Raw genomic sequence first — 22,902 nt, forward strand, 5'->3', positions numbered from 1 at the left:
TCTGATAAGGACAGATTTCTTTTGATTTGCCAGCGATGCCAGCCTGGTACCCACGTTGATGTGCCCGTTCCAGGCGATCACGTTTTTGTCTCTTCATGCCTCGTTTCCCTCATTTTTTGATCTGGTGGAAAAGAAAACAATGGTCACCAAATGTGCAACCACACTTAACGAATAACCCGAATCCGCCACATCGTCAATGCGCAAAATTCACGCCAGTGTCATATTTGTGAGCTACTCAGAAGTTCATTTGTACAAAAACTGTGAGGCAGGACAACTAACAAACTGAAGGCAAAAACAAAAAAACCGCAGCCAGAATTGCTTCTGCTACGGTTTTAGAGATGATTAATTTTCCTTATGGCAGACGATTCATCTCCTGGGAAATCGCCTTAGCTTCCTGCTCCCAGGCCTGAGCCAGCAGTTTAACCATCGCATCATAACCGTCTTGCTGCTGCTTCATCTCAATGTGGAACGGGCGCTTAATCAGCTGTCCACGATGATTCAGCAGCCATTCTCCGCTGACCACCACTGTGCCGTCGTAGCGGCCATGGAAACCGCTAACGTTAACGTTAAGCGTGTCCTGGTCAGTCCCTAATGGCTGAGAAGCAACAACCCAGCCTGGCAGCTGATTGCTCAGGTTCGCCACAAGCGTAGTGCGCAGCTGCTGATCCAGCGGGCTTGCCCACAGGTTGTTATTAGCAATCACGTATTGCACTTCGCTGGTCTGATACACCACGCCGTTACCAGCCAGATAATCAGGGATGTTGACCTGTTCAACCCACAGCAGATGCCCGCCCTGGCTGGCTGTGCTCTGCACGCCAGCCTGAGACACAGGTAGCTGATAGTACGTCTTGTTGTCACCACTGCTGCTGCATGCTGCCAGCAGACAAGCCATTACCACAGGTAGCCATTTTTTCATTCTTTTGCCCTCTTCGGCTGCGGATCCTTTTTATCCTTCGCTTCAAACACCAACGCATTGCTCTTATCATTCAGCGTTTTCAGCACAGGTTGCAGTTCACGCAGCACCTGATCCAGACGTTGCATATCCGCCACCATCTTGTTGTATGCCGCGGAGCCTGGCTGGAAGCCCTGCATACTGCGATTCAACTCACGCAGCGTTTTCTGCATGTCTGCTGGCAGGTCCTGCATCGACTGGCTGCCGGTGATTTTGTTCAGATTCTCAAGCGTCGTCTGAACGTGTTTCATCGTCGTCTGGCTCTCTGCCAGAGTGTTGGTTGCCTGCTGCAACAGCGGGTTGATTGGCAGATTGTTAATCTTATCCAGCGCTTCCATCAGGCGCTGCTGGATTTGCGCCAGACCACCGCTTACCGTTGGAATAATTGCGTAGCCACCAAAATCGCGGAATTTGCCGCGTGGTTCAGCTTTCGGATAGAAGTCCAAATCAACATACAACGCGCCAGTCACCAGGTTACCGGTTTTCAGCGAGCCACGCAGGCCGCGATTCATCAGCTCATCGATATGTGCACGAACGTCCGTATCACCGCCAAGTTGATTAATCAGACGCTCTGGTTCAATGCGAATCTGTACCGGAATGCGGTAATCATCATTCAGGCGCTGATGCAGTCCTGGGATAAAGAACGGCACTTTCCCGACTGTGCCAAGGCGAATGCCACGGAACTCGACAGGTGCACCCGGCTGCAGACCACGAACAGAATCTTTAAAGAACATCACGTAGTCGATGTGCTGGGTGTAGATGGAATCCTGAATGGTTTTCTGATCGTCAAACAGGTGGTATTCGGTTTTGTTCGCCACGGGTTCGCCGAGATCCAGTCCATCTGGCACATCAAAACTTACCCCGCCGCCAAAGAGCGTCGAGAGGGAACCCATTTCAACACGCATGCCCGCTGAGGTCAGATCGACCGCAATCCCGCTGTCTTTCCAGAAACGCACGTTGGTCGTCACCAGACGATCGTTGGGTGCATTGATAAAGAGCTGATACATGATGTTGCGCTTTTCCGGGTTGAAGTTGCTGGTTTCAACCGAGCCGACGCGATAGCCCCGGAACAGCACCGGGTCACCCGGGGAGAGCTGCCCTGCTTTGTTGCTTTCCAGTAAGATACGAATCCCTTTCGCGTCCGGTGGTGCAAGCGGTGGAGAATCCAGCAACTGGAACTGCGCAGGAGTTGAACCTTTGGTTCCCGGCTGAAGTTCAATGTAAGCCCCTGAAAGCAGCGTGCCAAGGCCGCTGATCCCTTCACGGCCAACCTGTGGCTTCACGACCCAAAACACCGAGTCGCTATGAAGCAATTTCTCCATGCCAGAATTAAGGCGTGCCTTAATTTCAACATGCGTCAGATCGTCTGTCAGCGTCGTGCTTTCGATAACCCCCACGTCCACACTGCGGCTCTTGATGCGGGTTTTCCCGCCTTCGATGCCTTCAGCATTGGTGGTGATGAGCGTCACTTCCGGGCCCTGATGGCTGTAATGATAGAAGAGGATCCACGCGCCAATCAGCGCTGTGACGATGGGAAAGATCCACACCGGCGACCAGTTCTTCACCTTTTGCACTTTGGCCTCTCCACTCTTATTTTCCATGGTGTTACTTTTCCTCATGGCTTGATTCTGGCTCACGATCCCACAGCAAACGTGGGTCGAAGGTCATTGCGGAGAACATGGTCATCACAACCACCAGCGCGAACATCACTGCCCCCATCGCCGGATAAATATTCATCAATCCTCCCATCCGCACCAGTGCTGACAGTACGGCAATTACAAACACATCAATCATTGACCAACGGCCAACAAATTCAACCACCTCATAAATCAGATGCATCCGCTCACTGTCCCGAGCGCCATTTCCGTTGGCATTCCAGCATAGCCAACCGATGGCCATCATCTTGAGGGTCGGCACCATAATACTGGCGATGAAAATGACCATTGCCACCGGATACGACCCCTCACTCCACAGCAACACCACCCCGGCAATAATCGTGGAGGGGAGTTTTTCACCCAGCAGATCGGTAATCATGATCGGCATAATATTGGCAGGCAGATAGAGAATGATGGAGGTGAATAGGAGCGCCAGCGTCCATTGCAGGCTGTGTTTGCGACGCACAAAACCTTTCGTTTCACAGCGAGGACAAACCGGTTCATCCGCAGGCAGGATGGCGGTGCAGCATGAACATGAACGCAGCCCCTGGCGGATACCCGTGACGCCGACTTTTAAGGGCTGGGCAAGCACAGGCATCGGGGAGATATCATCCCAAAGCCAGCGACGGTCGACACACTGAAAAGCACGCAGTTGCAGCAGACAGAACATGCACCAGGGTAAGAAGCTGCTGCCCACCCCGATATCGCCGTAAGCCATCAATTTAACGAAGCTCACCAGCACGCCCGCGAGGAAAATCTCGGCCATGCCCCAGCTTTTAAGATGAAAAAGAATGCGAGCTAAAAAGGCCTGAACTTTGACCGGTAAAGGCACACGGTTGACCAGCATGATGATGGTCACAAGGCAAAACGCAGGCACCAGTTGCACAAACAGCATGAAAAACGTGCCGAGGCTTGCGTAGTCTTCCGTAAACAGAACTTTCGGGATTTCCAGTAGCTCGATTTCACTGCCAATCCCGCCCACCTTCATGTAGACAAAAGGGAACAGGTTCGCCAGTAACAGCATGAACAGCGCCACAATGGCATAAGCCGTTGGGCGCTGACGCGGTTCGTCCCATTCGGTGGTGAGCGTCGTACCGCAACGTGGACACGACGCTTTATGTCGGTGTTCAAGGTGCGGTAAGGCCACCAGCAGATCGCATTGTGGGCAGAGGATATGCCCCGCAGCATGATGATGATCGCACATGAACGTTCCTCTAAATTAACCGCCGTTTTTTAACGCTTCCAGCTCTTCCCAGCGCTCAAAAGCGGTTTCCAGTGCTTTCTCTGCTTCCGCCATTGCGCTCAGAACCGCTTGAGTATGGTCATGAGACTGGCTAAAGAAAGCAGGATCGGCAACCTGGGCCTGCAATCCTTCGAGGTTGGCCTCAAGTTCTTCAAGACGCTGAGGAAGCTGCTCTAATTCGCGCTGCAGGTTATAGCTTAGTTTGCTACTGGCGCGTTTGACAGTTCCTGCTTTCGGCTGTTCTTTCGGAGCCGTTGTATTGGCTGACGATTTTCTCGCCAATGACTGCGACTGCTGACCGCGAGCGTCGTGATACCCCCCGACGTAAGCGCCAATCTTGCCGTTGCCTTCAAAAATCCAGCATTCGGTCACGGTGTTATCCACGAACTGACGGTCGTGGCTCACCAGCATGACGGTGCCCTGATAGCTGTCGATCAGCTCTTCAAGCAGCTCAAGTGTTTCGACATCCAGGTCGTTCGTCGGTTCATCGAGGATCAACAAGTTACTTGGCTTGAGGAACAAACGGGCCAGCAGCAGGCGGTTACGCTCACCGCCAGACAAGGCACGCACGGGCGTCATCGCGCGTTTCGGGTGGAACAGGAAGTCCTGCAGATAACCCAGCACATGGCGCGGCTTACCGTTGACCATCACTTCTTGTTTGCCTTCCGCCAGGTTGTCCATCACGGTTTTATCCGGATCGAGTTCTGCGCGGTGCTGGTCGAAATAAGCCACTTCGAGCTTAGTGCCACAGTGAACACGGCCGCTGTCAGCCTGAAGCTGGCTCAGCATCAATTTCAGCAGCGTGGTCTTCCCGCAGCCGTTCGGGCCAATCAGGGCGATTTTGTCGCCGCGTTGCACCTGGGCTGAGAAATCTTTCACCAGCACTTTGCCGTCAACCTGATAATTAACGTCTTCCATCTCAAAGACGATTTTGCCGCTACGGCTCGCCTCTTCGACCTGCATTCTGGCGGTGCCCATCACTTCGCGACGCTCGCTGCGTTCACGACGCATGGCTTTCAGGGCGCGGACACGGCCTTCGTTACGCGTACGACGCGCTTTAATCCCCTGACGGATCCACACTTCTTCCTGCGCCAGTTTGCGATCGAATTCGGCATTTTGCAGCTCTTCCACGCGCAGGTTTTCTTCTTTCTCAAGCAGGTACTGATCGTAGCTACCCGGATACGTCACCAGCTTACCGCGATCGAGATCGACAATGCGGGTGGCCATATTGCGGATGAACGAACGGTCGTGCGAGATAAAGATGATGGTACCTTTGAAGGTTTTCAGGAACCCTTCCAGCCAGTCGATCGTTTCGATATCGAGGTGGTTAGTCGGTTCATCAAGCAGCAGCACGCGCGGCCCGCTCACCAAAGCACGGCCCAGCGCCGCTTTTCGCAGCCAGCCGCCGGAGAGGGAACTCAGCGGCATATCCGCATTCAGCCCCAGCTGTTCCAGCACTTCATTGATACGGCTTTCGAGCTGCCACAGATTGTGGTGATCAAGCAGTTCCTGAAGTTTCGCCATCTCATTGAGATTTTTATCGCTTGGGTCCGTCATCACCAGATGCGAAATCTCGTGATAGCGCTTCAGGTATTCAGCCTGCTCTTCAATCCCTTCGGCGATGAAGTCATACACGCTGCCCTGTACATTACGCGGCGGATCCTGTTGCAGACGTGCTACCACCAGATCCTGCTCGTAAATAATGCGGCCGTCGTCCAGACCCTGTTCACGGTTAAGGATCTTCATCAGCGTGGATTTACCCGCGCCGTTACGCCCGACCAGACAAACGCGCTCGTTATCTTCGATATGCAGTTCGGTATTGTCCAGGAGCGGCGCATCGCTGAACGACAGCCACGCGCCATGCATGCTAATTAAAGACATTTATTCTTTCCTTCAGGCTGAGGTGATCAGCCAGCAGTTGTGGATCTGACGGTTACGGGCAAAGTCCGGTGAAAGCGTTTTTTGGGTGATTTCTTGTGCTTTCAGGCCAAGTGTTGCCAGGCCGTCGTGGTCAAGTTTGAAGCCGCGCTTGTTGTTGGAGAACATGATGGTGCCGCCTTTGCGCAGCAGGCGCTTAAGGTCGGTCATCAGCTTCAGGTGATCGCGCTGCACGTCAAACGTGTCTTCCATACGTTTAGAGTTAGAGAATGTTGGCGGATCGATAAAGATCAGGTCGAACTGTTCATCGGCATCGCGCAGCCAGCCCAGCACGTCAGCCTGCAGCAAGCGGTGTGGGCGACCCGTTAACCCGTTAAGGCGCAGGTTGCGTTCCGCCCATTCCAGGTAGGTACGAGACATATCAACCGTTGTGGTACTGCGAGCGCCGCCCAATCCAGCATGCACACTGGCGCTGCCGGTGTAGGAGAACAGGTTAAGGAAGTCTTTGCCTTTACTCATCTGGCCGAGCATACGGCGTGCGATTCGGTGGTCGAGGAACAGGCCGGTATCGAGATAATCCGTCAGGTTAACCCACAGGCGTGCGTTGTATTCGCTGACCTGCATGAATTCGCCCTTCTCGCTCATCTTCTCGTACTGATTTTTCCCTTTCTGACGCTCACGGGTTTTCAGCACCAGCTTATTCGGCGCAATACCTAATACAGAAATGGTTGCTGCAATCACATCAAAGAGACGATGACGTGCTTTGGTCGCATCGACGGTTTTCGGCGGAGCATATTCCTGAATCACCACCCACTCACCGTAACGGTCAACGGCAACGTTGTACTCCGGCAAATCGGCGTCGTACAGGCGATAGCATTCAATGCCTTCCTGACGGGCCCATTTTTCCAGCTTCTTAAGATTCTTGCGCAGACGGTTGGCGTAGTCATCTGCCAGCATGACAGGTGCTGCGCCGTCGGTTTCTGCCAGATGATAGTTTTTCTGCACGCAGTCCAGCGGGCCATTTTTGGCTTTAAACTGACGCTCAGCGCGCAGCTGCAGGCAGCTCAGCAAATCAGGTGAAGCGCTGAACAGCGACAAATTCCAGCCGCCAAATTGGGTCTTCATGATTCGACCGAGCAGATTATGCAGGGCTATCAACGCGGGTTCGCTATCGAGACGCTCGCCGTACGGAGGGTTACTCACCACCGTACCGTATGGGCCTTTTGGCAGCGGATTACTGAGCTTAGCGACATCTTTCACTTCGAAAGTGATGAGATCGCCAATCCCTGCGCGGCGGGCGTTGCTGCGAGCACGTTCAATCACGCGGCTGTCGATATCCGAACCGTAGAAACGGGATTCATACGCGGCAAGCCCTGCGCGCGCACGAGTCTGGGCGTCGGCTTTGACTTCTTGCCAGACGGATTCATCATGCTGCGCCCAGCCCTTAAAGCCCCAGTGACCACGATGCAGGCCAGGCGCACGATCGGTCGCCATCATCGCCGCTTCAATCAGCAACGTACCTGACCCGCACATGGGGTCGAGCATCGGCGTGCCCGGCTGCCAGCCAGAACGCATGACGATGGCAGCAGCCAGCGTCTCTTTGATTGGCGCAATACCCGTCGCATCGCGATAGCCGCGCAGGTGCAGGCCTTCGCCGCTCAAATCGAGTGAAATGTGCGCCACTTCTTTATTCAGACGCACGTTAATACGCACATCCGGGTTTTCTTTATCCACATTAGGACGCGGCAGGTTCTTGCGGGTGAACGCATCAACAATGGCGTCTTTCACTTTCAATGCACCGTACTGGCTGTTACGAATTTCTTCGTTCACGCCGCTGAAGTGCACCGCGAAGGTCGCATCCTGATTGAACATCTCTGTCCAGCCGATCGCCTGCACGCCGAGATACAGATCCAGGTCGCTGTAGACCTTGCATTCGCTCAGCGGCATCATGATGCGCGATGCCAGACGGCTCCACATCAGACTCTGGTAGAGCAGTCGCGTGTCTCCCTCAAAGTGGACACCACCCTGAACTACCTGGCAGCCGGTCGCTCCCAGTCCTTCAAGTTCAGTTTTTAACAGCTCTTCCAGCCCGCGGGCTGTACTGGCAAACAGAGAATTCATATCGTCACTTATTACTCACAGAAAATTGTTGCGCATTATAGCGAATATAGGCTTCATAGAGGGCGACTTTTTTTCTTTACAGAGGACAACGGAATGGCGACGTTATCACGGCTCTTTATCCATCCAGTTAAATCGATGCGGGGGATTGGCGTCACGCACGCGCTGGCCGATATCAGCGGGATGAGTTTTGACCGTATTTTTATGGTAACGGAGCCTGATGGAACGTTTATAACGGCTCGCCAGTATCCGCAAATGGTGCGGTTCACGCCTGTTCCTGTTCATGATGGGCTGCATCTCACTGCGCCTGATGGCAGTTCGGCTCTCGTGCGATTCGACGACTTCTCAGCAGACGCTTCACCCACTGAAGTCTGGGGGAATCACTTCACCGCGCGCATTGCCCCTGAATCGATAAACCTTTGGCTTTCCGGCTTTTTCAAACGCGATGTTCAGCTGCGCTGGGTCGGCGCACAGCCGTCGCGTCGGGTGAAACGTTTTGATGCCGTTCCGCTTTCGTTCGCCGATGGTTTTCCTTATTTGCTCACCACTGAAGCCTCACTGCGTGATTTGCAGAACAAATGCCCGGCCAGCGTGCAGATCGAGCAGTTTCGCCCTAACCTGGTCGTGACGGGCACAAAAGCGTGGGAAGAAGACACCTGGAAAGTCGTCCGCATCGGCGAAGTCGTGTTTGATGTGGTGAAACCTTGCAGCCGCTGCGTGTTCACGACGGTCAGCCCGGAACGGGGGCAAAAACACCCGTCTGGCGAACCGCTGACCACATTACAAAGCTTCCGTACCGCGCTGGACAATGGCGATGTCGATTTCGGGCAGAACCTGATTGCTCGAAACAGCGGCGTAGTACGTGTCGGTGACGAAGTGGAAATCCTGCAAACTGGCCTGGGAAAACTCTACGGCGCAGGTGAAGCAGAAGAGAGATTCGAGCTTGATGTCACCACCGATAAGCTGGTCGATATCGACTGGCAGGGTGAAGTGTTCAAAGGAAATAACCAACAGGTTTTACTGGAACAGCTGGAACAGCAAGGCATTCGCGTACCCTACTCTTGTCGGGCCGGGATCTGCGGCAGTTGTCGAATTACGTTGCTGGAAGGGGAAGTCAGCCCGTTGAAAAAGAGCTCTGTCGCGGAAGATGGCACCATTCTGTGCTGTAGCTGCGTACCGAAAACCGCCCTGAAACTGGCGCGTTAAACTGCCTGGCCGTAGCTGAGACTATCCATCAGCGGCTGCGGCTGAAGTCTGTCATTCATCACTTTAATCGCATCGCCAAGCTGCATGGTACGACCGGCAAGCATTAACCCCGGTTGTGCCAGCAAACAAAGCGCGGCGTTATCACCCGGCTCAACAACCAGCAGATTGACACGCTCACCGGTATCGCTCAGCCACACCTGTGCGGCATCGCCTGTTACCGGCTGCCAGTCTTCACCGTGCGCCACGAAGTGCCAGCTTTTTGGCATTTGGGGTTTAAGGAAACGGATGGCCACCAGCGCATTCAGTATCAGCTCAGCGCGGTGTTCTTTGGAGAGTTCGAGATCACGGCATTTTTCTTCAAACGAGAAATAGAGCGCGGCGTCATCAACACAAAAGCCTGTTGGATCAAAGGCATCCGGGGTCAGCATTCGGCGAGCATAACGCGAACGAAATAACATGCCATTGGCTAAATCGAGCATCATTCGATCATGCTCTTCATCGAAATACCAACGCCAGTTATCGTCAGGTTTAATTCGCATCTCTCTCCCCCGTCCTCATAAGCATCCTGTGCCTGGAACAACGTAATCCCGTTTCGTTATTTGCCTGAATTAAGAAAAGACCATAAAGTTTAATTTAGCAACATTTGGGGAATATAAAACAACCAGGGCAGGAAATAAAGCCCTGGTTGAAAATTGCGCAGGAAAGATTAGATGTGAGTAACGATTTCTTTAATCAGAGGTGGGCCTTTAAAAATAAAGCCGGAATAGATCTGAACCAGCGTAGCACCTGCCGCCAATTTCTCGCGGGCTGCCATCACAGAATCGATGCCGCCTACGCCAATAATTGGCAGACTGCCTTTTAATTCTTCGGATAACCGGCGAATAATTTCTGTACTTTTTAACTGTAATGGACGACCACTTAAGCCACCCATTTCATCGCAATGTTTCATTCCCTGAATGAGTGAACGATCGAGTGTGGTATTGGTCGCAATAACACCATCGATATTATGGCGAACTAAACTGTCAGCCACCTGGATCAATTCTTCGAATGAAAGATCCGGCGCGATCTTTACGGCCACCGGAACATATTTATGGTGGATAGCCTGGAGTTCTTGTTGTTTATTTTTAATAGCCGAAAGCAGATCGTCGAGCGCTTCGCCATATTGTAAGGTGCGCAGGCCTGGGGTATTTGGCGAAGAGATGTTGATCGCAATATAACCGGCATAGGCATAGACTTTTTCCATACAAATCAGATAGTCATCTTTACCGTGCTCGACGGGCGTATCTTTATTCTTGCCAATATTAATGCCCAGAATACCGTCAAAGTGCGCCTTTTTGACATTCTCAACCAGGTTGTCTACGCCATGGTTATTGAAGCCCATGCGGTTGATCAACCCTTCGGCGTCGACCAGACGGAAGATCCTCGGCTTGTCGTTACCCGGTTGCGGACGTGGCGTGACGGTACCGACTTCGAGCGAACCGAAACCCATTGCGCCTAAGGCATCAATACACTCCCCGTTCTTGTCGAGACCCGCGGCCAGGCCAAGTGGGTTTTTAAACGTCAGCCCCATACAGGTTACGGGTTTTGACGGCACTTTTTGGCGTACTAACGCTTCAAGTGGCGTGCCGGTGACACGGCGTAATTGCTGAAAGGTCAATTCATGAGCGCGCTCTGGATCGAGCTGGAAAAGGGCTTTACGAACGAAGGGGTAGTACATGAACTCTCCTGGATTCCCGGTGTGCAAACCGGGGGCGTATTATGGGTGATCTCACCGCGAAAGGGAATTGACCTGCGGCAAAAAATCCCTCATGAAGGCAATCGTTTACTTATTTGCGCTTTTTAGCAATCCAGTGCCGGATAAATCATTTAGCTATCGCGGGCCCCTCTGCGACACTCCGAACAAATGTTATCAATGTTAGATAAAAGCGAACATTTGGTTATAAGGAGCGATTATGCGTGTCATCACCATAGCGGGCAGCCCGCGGTTTCCTTCCCGCTCCAGCGCATTGCTGGAATATGCCAGAGAAAAACTCTCGGCGGTGGATGTCGAAGTTTGCCACTGGCATCTGCAAAATTTTGAACCAGAAGACTTGCTGTATGCCCGCTTCGACAGCCCTGCCCTGCAGGCACTTATCGAACAACTGGCGCACGCTGATGGCCTGATTGTGTCGACGCCTGTCTATAAGGCTTCCTTTTCTGGTGCGCTAAAAACCCTGCTCGACTTGCTTCCGGAGCGGGCCCTTGAAGGCAAAGTCGTTTTGCCACTGGCAACCGGTGGCACCGTGGCACATATGCTGGCGGTGGATTACGCGCTGAAACCAGTGCTCAGCGCGCTGAAAGCTCAGGAGATCCTGCACGGCGTCTTTGCCGATGACAGTCAGGTTCAGGATTACCAGCATAAGCCGCAGTTCAGTCCCAATCTTGAAAAACGCCTCGACAGTGCGCTGGAAACCTTCTGGCAAGCCCTGCATCGCCGTGATATTCGTGTTCCGGCTTTCCATTTAACGCAAGGAGTCGCCCATGTTTAATCTGTTTCGCCCTCGTTTTCGTAGCCTTGCATTGAGTGGATTACTGACACTTTCCGCCTGGAGCCACGCCGCAGAGCCTGCTCCCGAAGCGTTACGCATTGGCTATCAAAAAGGCAGCGTGAGCATGGTGCTGGCGAAAAGCCACGAGCTGCTGGAAAAACGCTATCCGAACACCAAAATTTCGTGGGTGGAGTTTCCTGCTGGCCCACAAATGCTGGAAGCGCTGAACGTCGGCAGTATTGATCTCGGCAGCACAGGCGATATTCCGCCTATTTTTGCTCAGGCCGCCGGGGCGGATTTGGTGTACGTCGGGGCTGAACCCGCCAAGCCGAAAGCCGAAGTTATCCTGGTGCCGGAAAATAGCCCTATCAAAACCGTGGCCGACCTGAAAGGCCATAAGGTTGCCTTCCAGAAAGGCTCCAGTTCACACAACCTGCTTCTGCGCGCACTGCAACTGGCCGGCCTGAAGTTTACGGATATTCAGCCAACTTACCTGACACCAGCAGATGCTCGCGCAGCCTTTCAGCAAGGCAATGTCGACGCGTGGGCCATCTGGGACCCGTACTATTCTGCCGCTTTGTTACAGGGCGGCGTTCGTGTGCTGACCGATGGCAGTGAGCTGAAGCAAACCGGTTCGTTCTATCTGGCCTCGCGTCCGTATGCTGAAAAGAACGGTGCCTTTATTGAAGGTGTGCTCGATACCTTCACCCAGGCTGATGCGCTAACCATCAGCCAACGCCAGCAAAGCACGGAACTGCTGGCCAAAACGATGGGGCTGCCGGAAGCGGTTATCGCCAGTTACCTCAGCCACCGTCCGCCGACGTCTATCACACCAGTCAGCGACGAAACCGCACGCCGCCAACAGCAAACCGCCGACCTGTTTTACGAAAATCGCCTCGTGCCTAAAAAAGTCGATATCAAAAGCCGTATCTGGCAACCCACTTCTGCCCAGGGAGCAAAATCATGAGTCTGAACATGTTCTGGTTTTTACCGACCCACGGTGACGGTCACTATCTCGGCAGTGATGATAACGCTCGCCCCGTCGATCATAGCTATCTGCAACAAATTGCGCAGACAGCGGACAGGCTTGGCTTTACCGGGGTTTTGATCCCGACCGGGCGCTCCTGCGAAGACGCCTGGCTGGTGGCTGCCTCGATGATCCCGGTCACTCAACGCCTGAAATTCCTGGTCGCACTGCGCCCAAGCGTGATTTCCCCTACTGTTGCCGCACGTCAGGCCGCTACGCTGGATCGCTTATCCAACGGTCGTGCGCTGTTCAATCTGGTCACCGGCAGCGACCCACAGGAGCTGGCCGCTGACGGCGTGTTCCTCGATCATACCGAGCGCTATGAGGCATCGGCGGAGTTCACCCATATCTGGCGACGTCTGCTGGAAGGCGAAACGGTCGATTTCGACGGTAAATATCAGAAGGTACAAGGGGCCAAATTGTTGTTCCCGCCGGTACAACAACCTCGCCCTCCGCTTTATTTTGGCGGCTCTTCGGATGTCGCCCAGGAGCTGGCTGCGGAACAGGTTGATCTCTATCTGACCTGGGGTGAGCCGCCAGAGCAGGTGAAAGAGAAAATCGCCCAGGTTCGGGAGAAAGCGGCAAAGCACGGGCGCAAAGTACGTTTTGGCATTCGTCTGCATGTGATTGTCCGTGAAACCAACGCTGAAGCCTGGGCCGCGGCCGACCGGCTGATCTCACGGCTCGACGACAGCACCATCGCCAAGGCGCAGGCTGCATTTGCCCGTACCGACTCTGTGGGGCAACAGCGAATGGCAGCCCTGCACGGCGGGCGGCGTGAGAAACTCGAAATTAGCCCGAATTTGTGGGCAGGCGTAGGGCTGGTACGCGGTGGTGCTGGCACGGCCTTAGTCGGCGACGGCCCAACGGTGGCTGCGCGTATTAATGAATACGCGGCGCTGGGCATCGACAGCTTTGTGCTTTCCGGTTATCCGCATCTGGAGGAAGCCTGGAAAGTCGGTGAACTGCTGTTCCCTCACTTAGATGTCGCGATCCCTGAAGTGCCTCAGCCACCTGCGTTGCAGATTCAGGGTGAGGCGGTCGCCAACGAATTTATCCCGCGTAAAGTCGCGCAGAGTTAAGGAGAGCCTATGGCAACACCTGCGAATAAATGGCTGCTGCGCGTTGCCCCCTGGCTGCTGCCGGTGGGCATCGTGGTGGTCTGGCAAATCGCCTCCTCAACAGGCTGGCTTTCAAACCGGATTTTGCCTTCCCCGGAAGGCGTGGTTGAAGCGTTCTGGAGCCTTTCCGCCAGTGGTGAACTGTGGCAACACCTGGCGATAAGCTCCTGGCGCGCGCTGATTGGTTTTTCCATTGGTGGCTCAATCGGCCTTGTTCTTGGGCTTATCAGCGGGCTGTCCCGCTGGGGAGAAAGGTTGCTCGATACTTCGATTCAGATGCTGCGCAACGTGCCACATCTGGCGCTGATCCCACTGGTTATTCTGTGGTTTGGCATCGATGAGAGCGCGAAGATTTTTCTGGTCGCCCTCGGCACGCTGTTCCCGATTTACATCAACACCTGGCACGGCATTCGCAACATTGACCATGGGCTGGTCGAGATGGCAAGAAGCTACGGGCTGTCAGGCTTTTCGCTGTTCTGGCATGTGATTCTGCCCGGCGCGCTGCCTTCCATTATGGTCGGCGTCCGTTTTGCCCTCGGCCTGATGTGGCTCACGCTGATTGTTGCGGAAACCATTTCTGCGAACTCCGGCATCGGCTATCTGGCAATGAATGCGCGCGAATTCCTGCAAACCGACGTGGTGGTGGTCGCCATCATCCTCTACGCCCTTTTGGGCAAACTCGCGGATGTCAGCGCTCAGCTGCTGGAACGCGTCTGGCTGCGCTGGAACCCTGCTTATCAACTGAAGGAGGCCACGACATGAATACGGCACGCCTGAATCCCGGTATTCCTTTATTGCTGAACACTGTCGGCAAACAGTACGGCAACAACATTGTGCTGAACGATCTCAACCTGCACATTCCCGCAGGACAGTTTGTGGCGGTAGTCGGCCGCAGCGGCGGCGGAAAGAGCACGCTTTTACGCTTACTGGCAGGCCTGGAGAAACCTAATCGCGGAGAATTGCTGGCCGGGAATGGCCCGCTTGCTGCCAGCCAGCAAGAGACAAGGCTGATGTTCCAGGATGCACGCCTGCTGCCGTGGAAATCCGTTATCGACAATGTTGGCCTGGGGTTGAAAGGCAACTGGCGAAACGATGCGCTTGCTGCTCTGGCGGCCGTAGGATTAGAAGAGCGTGCCAGTGAGTGGCCTGCCGCTCTGTCCGGCGGGCAAAAACAGCGCGTGGCGCTGGCAAGAGCGCTGATCCACCGCCCCGGTTTGTTATTGCTGGATGAGCCGCTCGGTGCACTGGATGCGCTGACCCGGCTGGAGATGCAGGATTTGATTGAGTCTTTATGGCAGGAACAAGGGTTCACCGTTTTGCTGGTGACGCATGATGTCAGTGAAGCGGTGGCGATGGCCGATCGGGTGCTATTAATCGAAGAAGGGAAGATCGGATTAGATCTGACGATTGATCTGCCTCGCCCCCGGCGTAAAGGATCGGTACGTCTGGCAGAACTGGAGGCTGAGGTGTTGAATCGGGTGATGAAGCGCGGGGCTGAGGAACAACAGGTAAAACGTTTTAGATCCGCTAATGCCTGATGCCCTCTCCCCGACCCTCTCCCACAGGGCGAGGGAGAAAATCAAAACCTGCACCTTACGATCCCCTCTCCCTGAGGGAGAGGGCTAGGGAGAGGGGGAAATGCGGAGACTTACGCCAACGCTTTACTGATCTTCTCGAACAGATCGCCAGAGAGATTCTCCAGCCCTTTTAACTGTTCCAGCGCCGCACGCATTTTCTCCTGACGCTTCGCATCATAACGCTTCAGGCGAATCAGTGGCTCAATCAGGCGTGACGCCACCTGCGGGTTACGGCTGTTAAGCTCAGTCAGCATTTCTGCCAGGAACTGATAACCGCTGCCGTCTTCCGCGTGGAACGCTGCCGGGTTGCTCATCGCAAAAGCACCAATCAGCGAACGAATGCGGTTCGGGTTGCTCAGGGTGAATGAGCGGTGTTTCAGCAGGCTGCGAACAGTTTCCAGCACGTTATCCGCCGGACTGGTGGATTGCAGGATAAACCATTTATCCATTACCAGACCGTCGTGATGCCATTTGTCGTCATACTCTTGCATCAACGCATCACGGCACGGCAACTGTGCAGCCACGGCAGCGGCGAGGGCTGCCAGCGCATCGGTCATGTTGTCCGCATTGTGGTATTGCAGGCTTACCAGTTTGTCCGCCAACTCAACATCGCCAAACGCCAGATAACGCAGGCAGGTATTACGCAGAGAACGCTTGCCGATATCGGCATGTTCAACGCGGTATGCGTCGAGCTTATTGGCGTTGTAGACCGCAAGGAATTCGTCAGCCAGTTCAGTGGCCAGCGTGCGGGTCAGTGCTTCACGCACTGTGGCAATTGCCACCGGGTCGATGGTCTCAAACAGCTCGGCAATTTCGTTCACTGAAGGGAGCGTCAGAATTTCTGCTGCCAGCGCCGGATCAATTTTCTCATCCAGCAGGATCGCACGGAACGCGTCAGCTACATGAACCGGCAGAGAGAGTGGCTGGTGCTGCTGATGGCGAGCGACATTCAGCTTGATGTAGGTCGCCAGCAGGCTCTGGGCCGCATCCCAACGGGAGAAGTCGTTGCGTGCATGACGCATCAGGAACGTCAGTTGCTGATCGCTCCATTTATATTCCAGTTTCACAGGCGCAGAAAACTCACGAAGCAGTGAAGGCACCGGCTGGAAGTAGACATTATCAAAGATAAAGGTCTGCTCCGCCTGGGTCACGTTCAGGACGTTATGCACCGGGTGGCCGCCTTTCTGGAGCGGGATCACTTTGCCTTCATTGTCATACAGTTCAATATCGAACGGGATGTGCAGCGGCTGTTTTTCCTGCTGTTCGGAGGTCGGCGGCGTGTGCTGCTTGATGGTCAGCGTGTATTGCTCGGTTTCCGGGTTGTAGTCGTCGTGAACAGTCACAACCGGCGTACCGGACTGGCTGTACCAGCGGCGGAAATGGGAAAGATCGACGTTAGACGCATCTTCCATCGCCTGCACGAAATCGTCGCAGGTTGCGGCGCTGCCATCATGGCGCTCGAAATAGAGCTGCATCCCTTTCTGGAAATTCTCTTCACCCAGCAGGGTGTGCAGCATGCGGATCACTTCTGAACCCTTCTCATACACCGTCAGGGTGTAGAAGTTGTTCATTTCGATGACCATGTCCGGACGAATCGGGTGCGCCATTGGGCTCGCATCTTCCGCAAACTGCATCCCGCGCATGGTACGCACGTTGCTGATGCGGTTAACCGCACGTGAGCCCAGATCGGAGCTGAACTCCTGATCGCGGAAGACGGTCAGGCCCTCTTTCAGGCTCAACTGGAACCAGTCGCGGCAGGTCACGCGGTTCCCGGTCCAGTTGTGGAAATACTCATGACCAATCACTCGCTCAATGTCGAGATAGTCTTTGTCGGTCGCCGTATCGGTGCGCGCCAGCACGTATTTCGAGTTAAAGACGTTGAGGCCTTTGTTCTCCATCGCGCCCATGTTGAAGAAGTCGACGGCGACGATCATGTAGATGTCGAGATCGTATTCGAGGCCGAAACGATCTTCGTCCCACTTCATGGAGTTTTTCAGCGAGGTCATCGCCCATGGCGCACGATCGAGGTTGCCACGATCGACATACAGCTCCAGCGCCACTTCACGGCCAGAACGCGTGGTGTAAGTATCGCTCAGCACGTCGAAATCACCGGCGACCAGCGCAAACAGGTAGCACGGTTTTGGGAACGGATCCTGCCACTGCATCCAGTGACGGCCATTTTCCAGCTCGCCCTGCCCTACGCGGTTGCCGTTGGAGAGCAGGAACGGATATTTGGTTTTATCGGCGATGATCTTAGTGGTAAAACGCGCCAGCACATCCGGGCGATCGAGGTACCAGGTGATGTGGCGGAACCCTTCGGCTTCGCACTGCGTGCAAAGCGCTTCGCCTGACTGGTACAACCCTTCCAGCGCAGTATTGGTGGCCGGGCTGATTTCGTTAACGATGCGCAGCGTAAAACGCTCCGGCAGACCGTTAATCACCAGCTGATTGTCTTCTTCTTTATAGTCACTCCACGGCTGGTCGTTCACGTGCAGTGAAACCAGCGTTAAATCTTCACCGTTGAGGCGCAGTGGCGTGGCAGACGCAGCGTGACGCGAAACCTGGCTCACGGCGGTCACGACGGTTTTTGCGGCATCCAGGTCAAAGGTCAGGTCGATATCGCTGATCAGGTATTCCGGCGCACGGTAGTCGTGGCGGTATTTGGCTTGGGGCTGTTGTGTCATAAAAAACCTTTAGCATCTTTTGTAAAGTATCGTTCTCAGTCTATTCCTGTTGTCACATTCACGCTACGCAGAATGTTCATCTTTTCAGTGGCAAACACGCAAATTGCTACATTTTGATAACAGGCGGCACGATTTGCCCTTCACCCGCTTACGCCCTTGTGGTGTGATCGGGGTTCAATAAATCGATAAACAAGGTATACTCCTGCGGTTTCAGCCGTTGTTTATTGTACTAAACGCTCCTTTATGAGGATGCTATTGCGCACCATGACACCATTCGCTTCCCCTGTTCTGCAGACTCTGCTGGATACAGATGCTTATAAGCTGCACATGCAGCAGGCCGTCTTCCATCATTATTATGATGTGCAAGTGGCTGCAGAATTTCGCTGCCGCGGTGACGATTTGCTCGGTATTTATGCCGAAGACATTCGTGAACAAGTCGAAGCGATGCAATCGCTCCGGCTCCAGGACGACGAGTTCCAGTGGCTGTCCGGGCTGCCTTTCTTTAAAGCTGACTACCTCGAGTGGCTGCGCGAGTTTCGCTATAACCCACAGCAGGTCACGGTCACCAATGACAACGGCAAGCTGAACATCCGCCTTGAAGGCCCGTGGCGTGAAGTGATCATGTGGGAAGTACCGCTGTTAGCGGTTATCAGCGAGCTGGTGCACCGCTACCGTTCACCGGAAGTCAGCGTGCAGATTGCGCTCGACCATCTTGAACACAAACTGGCTGATTTCGCTCAGTTAACGGCTGGTATGGACATGTCTGACTTCCGGCTGATGGACTTCGGTACTCGCCGTCGTTTCTCGCGCGAAGTGCAGCAGGCTATCGTTGAACGTTTGCAGCAGGAGCCATGGTTTATTGGCACCAGCAATTACGATTTAGCGCGTCGCTTGTCACTCACTCCCATGGGTACGCAAGCGCACGAATGGTTCCAGGCGCATCAGCAAATCAGCCCGGATTTGGCGACCAGCCAGCGAGTGGCGCTAGCAGCGTGGCTTGATGAATATCCGGATCAACTGGGTATCGCGTTGACCGATTGCATCACCATGGATGCCTTCCTGCGCGATTTCGGCCCAGAGTTTGCTGAGCGTTATCAGGGCCTTCGCCACGATTCCGGCGATCCGGTTGAGTGGGGTGAAAAAGCCATTGCTCATTATAAGAAGCTGGGTATCGACCCAATGAGCAAAGTGCTGGTGTTCTCCGATAACCTGGATTTGAAGAAGGCTGTTGAGCTTTATCGCCACTTCTCTTCCCGGGTGAACCTGAGCTTTGGTATTGGCACCCGTTTGACGTGCGATATCCCACAGGTGAAACCGCTGAATATTGTTATCAAACTGGTGGAATGTAACGGTAAGCCGGTGGCGAAACTCTCCGACAGCCCAGGCAAAACCATCTGCCATGACAAAGCCTTCGTGCGGGCTTTGCGTAAAGCCTTCGACCTGCCTCAGGTCAAAAAGGCCAGCTAAACCACAAAAGGGAGCCTTTACGGCTCCCTTCTTTCTATTATTTTCTCAAATCTCCCTGTAACGCTGCGAAATTTTCTTGTCAGTACAAAGATGACAGGTAACATAGGTGTCCCCCCTTTATAGAGGGGGCGAAATGAAAACCTTATTCCGGACTACTAACAGAGAGATAACTATGAGCGTTGTGCCTGTAGCCGACGTACTCCAGGGCCGCGTAGCCGTTGACAGCGAAGTCACCGTGCGCGGATGGGTGCGTACCCGTCGAGATTCTAAAGCTGGCTTTTCCTTCCTCGCCGTCTATGACGGTTCCTGCTTTGATCCAGTACAGGCCGTCATCAATAATTCTCTGCCGAATTACAATCAGGAAGTCCTGCGCCTGACCACGGGCTGTTCCGTTATTGTCACAGGTAAAGTCGTGGCTTCTCAGGGTCAGGGCCAGAGCTTCGAAATTCAGGCGACGAACATTGAAGTCACCGGCTGGGTTGAAGATCCGGATACGTACCCGATGGCGGCGAAACGCCACAGCATCGAGTATCTGCGTGAAGTGGCTCACCTGCGCCCACGCACCAACCTGATCGGTGCCGTTGCTCGCGTACGCCACACACTGGCTCAGGCGCTGCATCGTTTCTTCCACGAAGAAGGCTTCTTCTGGGTTTCCACTCCGCTTATCACCGCATCGGATACCGAAGGTGCTGGCGAGATGTTCCGTGTTTCCACACTGGATCTGGAAAACCTGCCACGCAACGATCAGGGCAAAATTGATTACGACAAAGACTTCTTTGGTCGCGAATCTTTCCTGACCGTTTCAGGCCAGTTGAACGCTGAAACCTATGCCTGTGCGCTGTCTAAGGTGTATACCTTTGGCCCAACGTTCCGCGCAGAAAACTCCAACACCAGCCGCCACCTGGCGGAATTCTGGATGCTGGAGCCGGAAGTGGCCTTCGCCGATCTGGAAGATAACGCCGCGCTGGCTGAAGCCATGCTCAAATATGCTTTCAATGCCGTGCTTACCGAACGTGCGGATGATATGAAGTTCTTTGCCGAGCGCGTCGATAAAGAGGCCATCACTCGCCTTGAGCAATTCGTGAAAGCCGATTTTGCCCAGGTGGATTACACCGATGCGATCACCATTCTGGAAAACTGCGGTCAGACCTTCGAGAACCCGGTATTCTGGGGCGTTGACCTCTCTTCCGAGCACGAACGCTATCTGGCCGAGAAACACTTCAAAGCCCCTGTGGTCGTGAAAAACTACCCGAAAGACATTAAGGCTTTCTATATGCGCCTTAACGATGACGGCAAGACCGTTGCTGCGATGGACGTTCTGGCTCCGGGCATCGGCGAGATCATCGGTGGTTCTCAGCGTGAAGAGCGTCTGGATGTGCTGGATGCTCGTCTGGCTGAAATGGGTCTCAATAAAGAAGACTATGGCTGGTATCGTGACCTGCGTCGCTATGGCACCGTGCCACATTCTGGTTTTGGTCTTGGTTTTGAACGTCTGATTGCCTACGTCACCGGCGTGCAAAACGTTCGTGACGTGATCCCCTTCCCGCGTACTCCACGTAACGCCAGTTTCTGATTTAAGAAACACAAAAAGCCAGCAGCCTTCCTGCTGGCTTTTTTTTGCGTTTGTCAGAATTTGTTAGCGAATTTCTACAAACATAAACATCAACCCCTTCCCTTAAGCGAAATGTTACACCTCGTGTCCTGAAATACTTCCGCACAAAATCTCACCAACACATCTATTGCACTTAAGGATTGCCTTAGGGCTTAGCACACAAACTGAGCACCAGCAACGCGCACGAAAAGCTAACTTTGCGTCATATGAAAAAGTGAGATGAGAAGCATTCTTAGATAAGAAAAGGCGTTATTTAAATTAATAATAAGCTTTTCATATAGATAGATAAGGGGTTGTTGATTAATTCAGCGGTAGTCCAGGAAATTTGAGATGCTTCACAAAGTTCCCGAATTTACACATTTAATTACACATTATTTCTTTTTGTAACTTATTTACGATATTTGTAGCACTTTCAGGCTAGCGAAACGTTGTCATGAATGGAAATATGCCTCTCAGACACAGAAAGACACCAAACTCTCATCAATAGTTCCGTAAATTTTTATTGACGAAACTTATTGGCGGCAGTGGCAAGTGTCCATAAAAAACCTAATGAGGGTAATAAATAATGATGAAGCGCAATATCCTGGCAGTGGTTATCCCTGCCCTGTTGGCAGCTGGTGCGGCAAACGCAGCAGAAATCTATAACAAAAATGCCAACAAACTGGATTTCTACGGTAAAGCAGTTGGGGAACACATTTGGACCACCAACGGCGACACCTCCAGCGATGACACCACCTATGCCCGTATCGGCTTCAAAGGTGAAACTCAGATCAACGACCAAATCACCGGTTACGGTCAGTGGGAATACAACCTCGATGCCTCTAACACCGAAGGTTCTCAGGGCACCAAAACCCGTCTGGCGTTCGCTGGTCTGAAGTTTGGTGACGCTGGCTCTATCGACTACGGTCGTAACTACGGCGCCATCTACGACGTAGCGGCTTATACCGATATGCTGGTTGAGTGGGGCGGCGATTCCTGGGCTGCGACCGACAACTTCATGAACGGCCGTACCACTGGCGTTCTGACCTACCGTAACAACAACTTCTTCGGTCTGGTCGATGGCCTGAGCTTCGCCCTGCAGTATCAGGGTAAAAACGAGCGTAACAGCCCAATCACCGTTGATTACACCGATAACGGTCAACCAGAAAACGTTACTCTGGGTGGTAACGGTGCAAAAGCGAACGGCGACGGCGTAAGTACCTCCGTTCAGTACGAATTCCTGGAAGGCTTCAGCGTAGCTGCTGGTTACGAGAGTGCTGACCGTACCAACGACCAGGTTAACCCACAGACCTTTACTGCACCAAACGGTACCGTTTACGGTGGCGCAAGCGCTGGCGGCGACCGCGCTGAAGCATGGTCTACTGCGGCTAAATACGACGCGAACAACGTCTATGCTGCTCTGATGTATGCTCAGACTTACAACATGACTCGCGAGCCAGACAACAACTTCGCGAACAAAACTCAGAACATCGAAGCCGTAGTTCAGTACCAGTTCGACTTCGGTCTGCGTCCATCCCTGGGCTACGTCCAGTCTAAAGGTAAAGACCTGCTGGCTCGCCCAGGCTTCGCTGGCGGCGATGCTGACCTGGTTAAATACGTTGAAGTGGGTACCTGGTACTACTTCAACAAGAACATGAACGTCTATGCAGCGTACAAATTCAACCTGCTGGACGACAACGACTACGCGAAAGCTTCTGGCCAGGCGACTGACGACCAGGCTGCTGTCGGTATCGTTTACCAGTTCTAATCGCTACGCCACTTTGTTATATGCTTAAGAAACAGGGCTTCGGCCCTGTTTTTTTATGTCCGTCAGGAAAAAATCCCGACTTTGAAA

At 53.6% G+C, this 22,902-nt stretch carries 18 protein-coding genes; 9 read left to right on the plus strand and 9 right to left on the minus strand.

Annotated features, from left to right (window positions below; genetic code table 11):
• From rmf to rlmKL, 6 genes are all read right to left on the minus strand, one after another.
• Positions 1 to 97: ribosome modulation factor (rmf, locus tag ACRCWW_RS03570; protein WP_438681301.1), on the minus strand; the 97-nt coding region annotated here is incomplete at its 3' end.
• A 255-nt stretch (positions 98 to 352) separates the two neighbouring features.
• The gene (gene pqiC, locus ACRCWW_RS03575; protein ID WP_438681168.1) at positions 353 to 916 is read right to left on the minus strand and encodes a membrane integrity-associated transporter subunit PqiC; all 564 of its coding nucleotides are present in this window, start codon (positions 914 to 916) and stop codon (positions 353 to 355) included.
• A complete protein-coding gene (pqiB, locus tag ACRCWW_RS03580; RefSeq protein WP_438681169.1) occupies positions 913 to 2,553 on the minus strand; it encodes an intermembrane transport protein PqiB in 1,641 nt (546 codons plus the stop codon). Before pqiB ends, pqiC begins: the two co-directional genes overlap by 4 nt.
• 4 nt (positions 2,554 to 2,557) lie before the next feature.
• Positions 2,558 to 3,811 carry a membrane integrity-associated transporter subunit PqiA gene (pqiA, locus tag ACRCWW_RS03585; protein WP_438681170.1) on the minus strand — a complete coding sequence of 418 codons (1,254 nt, stop codon included), beginning with the start codon at positions 3,809 to 3,811 and terminating at the stop codon, positions 2,558 to 2,560.
• A 15-nt stretch (positions 3,812 to 3,826) separates the two neighbouring features.
• A complete protein-coding gene (locus tag ACRCWW_RS03590) occupies positions 3,827 to 5,731 on the minus strand; it encodes an ABC transporter ATP-binding protein (protein ID WP_438681171.1) in 1,905 nt (634 codons plus the stop codon).
• 12 nt (positions 5,732 to 5,743) lie between these two features.
• On the minus strand, positions 5,744 to 7,849 hold the full coding sequence (gene rlmKL, locus ACRCWW_RS03595) for a bifunctional 23S rRNA (guanine(2069)-N(7))-methyltransferase RlmK/23S rRNA (guanine(2445)-N(2))-methyltransferase RlmL (protein WP_438681172.1): 2,106 nt from the start codon (positions 7,847 to 7,849) through the stop codon (positions 5,744 to 5,746).
• Positions 7,850 to 7,942: 93 nt separating this feature from the next.
• Between rlmKL and ACRCWW_RS03600 the strand changes: the two genes are divergently transcribed.
• Positions 7,943 to 9,052, plus strand: coding sequence for a YcbX family protein (locus ACRCWW_RS03600; RefSeq protein ID WP_438681173.1), 1,110 nt, complete (start codon positions 7,943 to 7,945; stop codon positions 9,050 to 9,052).
• Here ACRCWW_RS03600 and zapC read toward each other — a convergent pair.
• Both zapC and pyrD read right to left on the minus strand, forming a co-directional pair.
• On the minus strand, positions 9,049 to 9,591 hold the full coding sequence (zapC, locus tag ACRCWW_RS03605) for a cell division protein ZapC (RefSeq protein WP_438681174.1): 543 nt from the start codon (positions 9,589 to 9,591) through the stop codon (positions 9,049 to 9,051). The genes ACRCWW_RS03600 and zapC overlap by 4 nt on opposite strands.
• A 167-nt stretch (positions 9,592 to 9,758) precedes the next feature.
• A complete protein-coding gene (pyrD, locus tag ACRCWW_RS03610; protein WP_438681175.1) occupies positions 9,759 to 10,769 on the minus strand; it encodes a quinone-dependent dihydroorotate dehydrogenase in 1,011 nt (336 codons plus the stop codon).
• 235 nt (positions 10,770 to 11,004) lie between these two features.
• Between pyrD and ssuE the strand changes: the two genes are divergently transcribed.
• Genes ssuE through ssuB form a run of 5 tightly spaced genes read left to right on the plus strand, consistent with a single transcriptional unit; the run spans position 11,005 to position 15,266 of the window.
• Positions 11,005 to 11,580 (plus strand): NADPH-dependent FMN reductase, encoded by a 576-nt coding sequence (gene ssuE, locus ACRCWW_RS03615; RefSeq protein WP_438681176.1) that lies wholly within the window; start codon positions 11,005 to 11,007, stop codon positions 11,578 to 11,580.
• On the plus strand, positions 11,573 to 12,547 hold the full coding sequence (locus ACRCWW_RS03620) for a sulfonate ABC transporter substrate-binding protein (RefSeq protein ID WP_438681177.1): 975 nt from the start codon (positions 11,573 to 11,575) through the stop codon (positions 12,545 to 12,547). The genes ssuE and ACRCWW_RS03620 overlap by 8 nt, the downstream gene beginning before the upstream one ends.
• Entirely contained in the window at positions 12,544 to 13,689 is a 1,146-nt protein-coding gene (gene ssuD / locus ACRCWW_RS03625; protein WP_438681178.1) for an FMNH2-dependent alkanesulfonate monooxygenase, read from the plus strand. Before ACRCWW_RS03620 ends, ssuD begins: the two co-directional genes overlap by 4 nt.
• Positions 13,690 to 13,698: 9 nt before the next feature.
• A complete protein-coding gene (gene ssuC, locus ACRCWW_RS03630; protein ID WP_438681179.1) occupies positions 13,699 to 14,490 on the plus strand; it encodes an aliphatic sulfonate ABC transporter permease SsuC in 792 nt (263 codons plus the stop codon).
• The gene (gene ssuB, locus ACRCWW_RS03635; protein WP_438681180.1) at positions 14,487 to 15,266 is read left to right on the plus strand and encodes an aliphatic sulfonates ABC transporter ATP-binding protein; all 780 of its coding nucleotides are present in this window, start codon (positions 14,487 to 14,489) and stop codon (positions 15,264 to 15,266) included. Before ssuC ends, ssuB begins: the two co-directional genes overlap by 4 nt.
• Before the next feature lie 110 nt (positions 15,267 to 15,376).
• Here the strand turns inward: ssuB and pepN are convergent, their stop codons facing one another.
• Complete coding sequence (gene pepN, locus ACRCWW_RS03640; protein ID WP_438681181.1) at positions 15,377 to 17,989, minus strand: aminopeptidase N; 2,613 nt, start codon at positions 17,987 to 17,989, stop codon at positions 15,377 to 15,379.
• Between the two features lie 264 nt (positions 17,990 to 18,253).
• Here pepN and pncB point away from each other — a divergent pair, with 264 nt between their 5' ends.
• From pncB to ACRCWW_RS03655, 3 genes are all read left to right on the plus strand, one after another.
• Positions 18,254 to 19,456, plus strand: a complete 1,203-nt coding sequence (pncB, locus tag ACRCWW_RS03645; protein ID WP_438681182.1) for a nicotinate phosphoribosyltransferase — start codon at positions 18,254 to 18,256, stop codon at positions 19,454 to 19,456.
• A gap of 172 nt (positions 19,457 to 19,628) precedes the next feature.
• Entirely contained in the window at positions 19,629 to 21,029 is a 1,401-nt protein-coding gene (asnS, locus tag ACRCWW_RS03650; protein ID WP_330984332.1) for an asparagine--tRNA ligase, read from the plus strand.
• A gap of 604 nt (positions 21,030 to 21,633) precedes the next feature.
• A complete protein-coding gene (locus ACRCWW_RS03655; protein WP_438681183.1) occupies positions 21,634 to 22,815 on the plus strand; it encodes a porin in 1,182 nt (393 codons plus the stop codon).
• The last annotated feature ends 87 nt before the right edge of the window (positions 22,816 to 22,902 follow it).

It is taken from the genome of Scandinavium sp., from assembly GCF_051650185.1.
In the GTDB taxonomy this organism is placed as follows: Bacteria; Pseudomonadota; Gammaproteobacteria; order Enterobacterales; family Enterobacteriaceae; genus Scandinavium.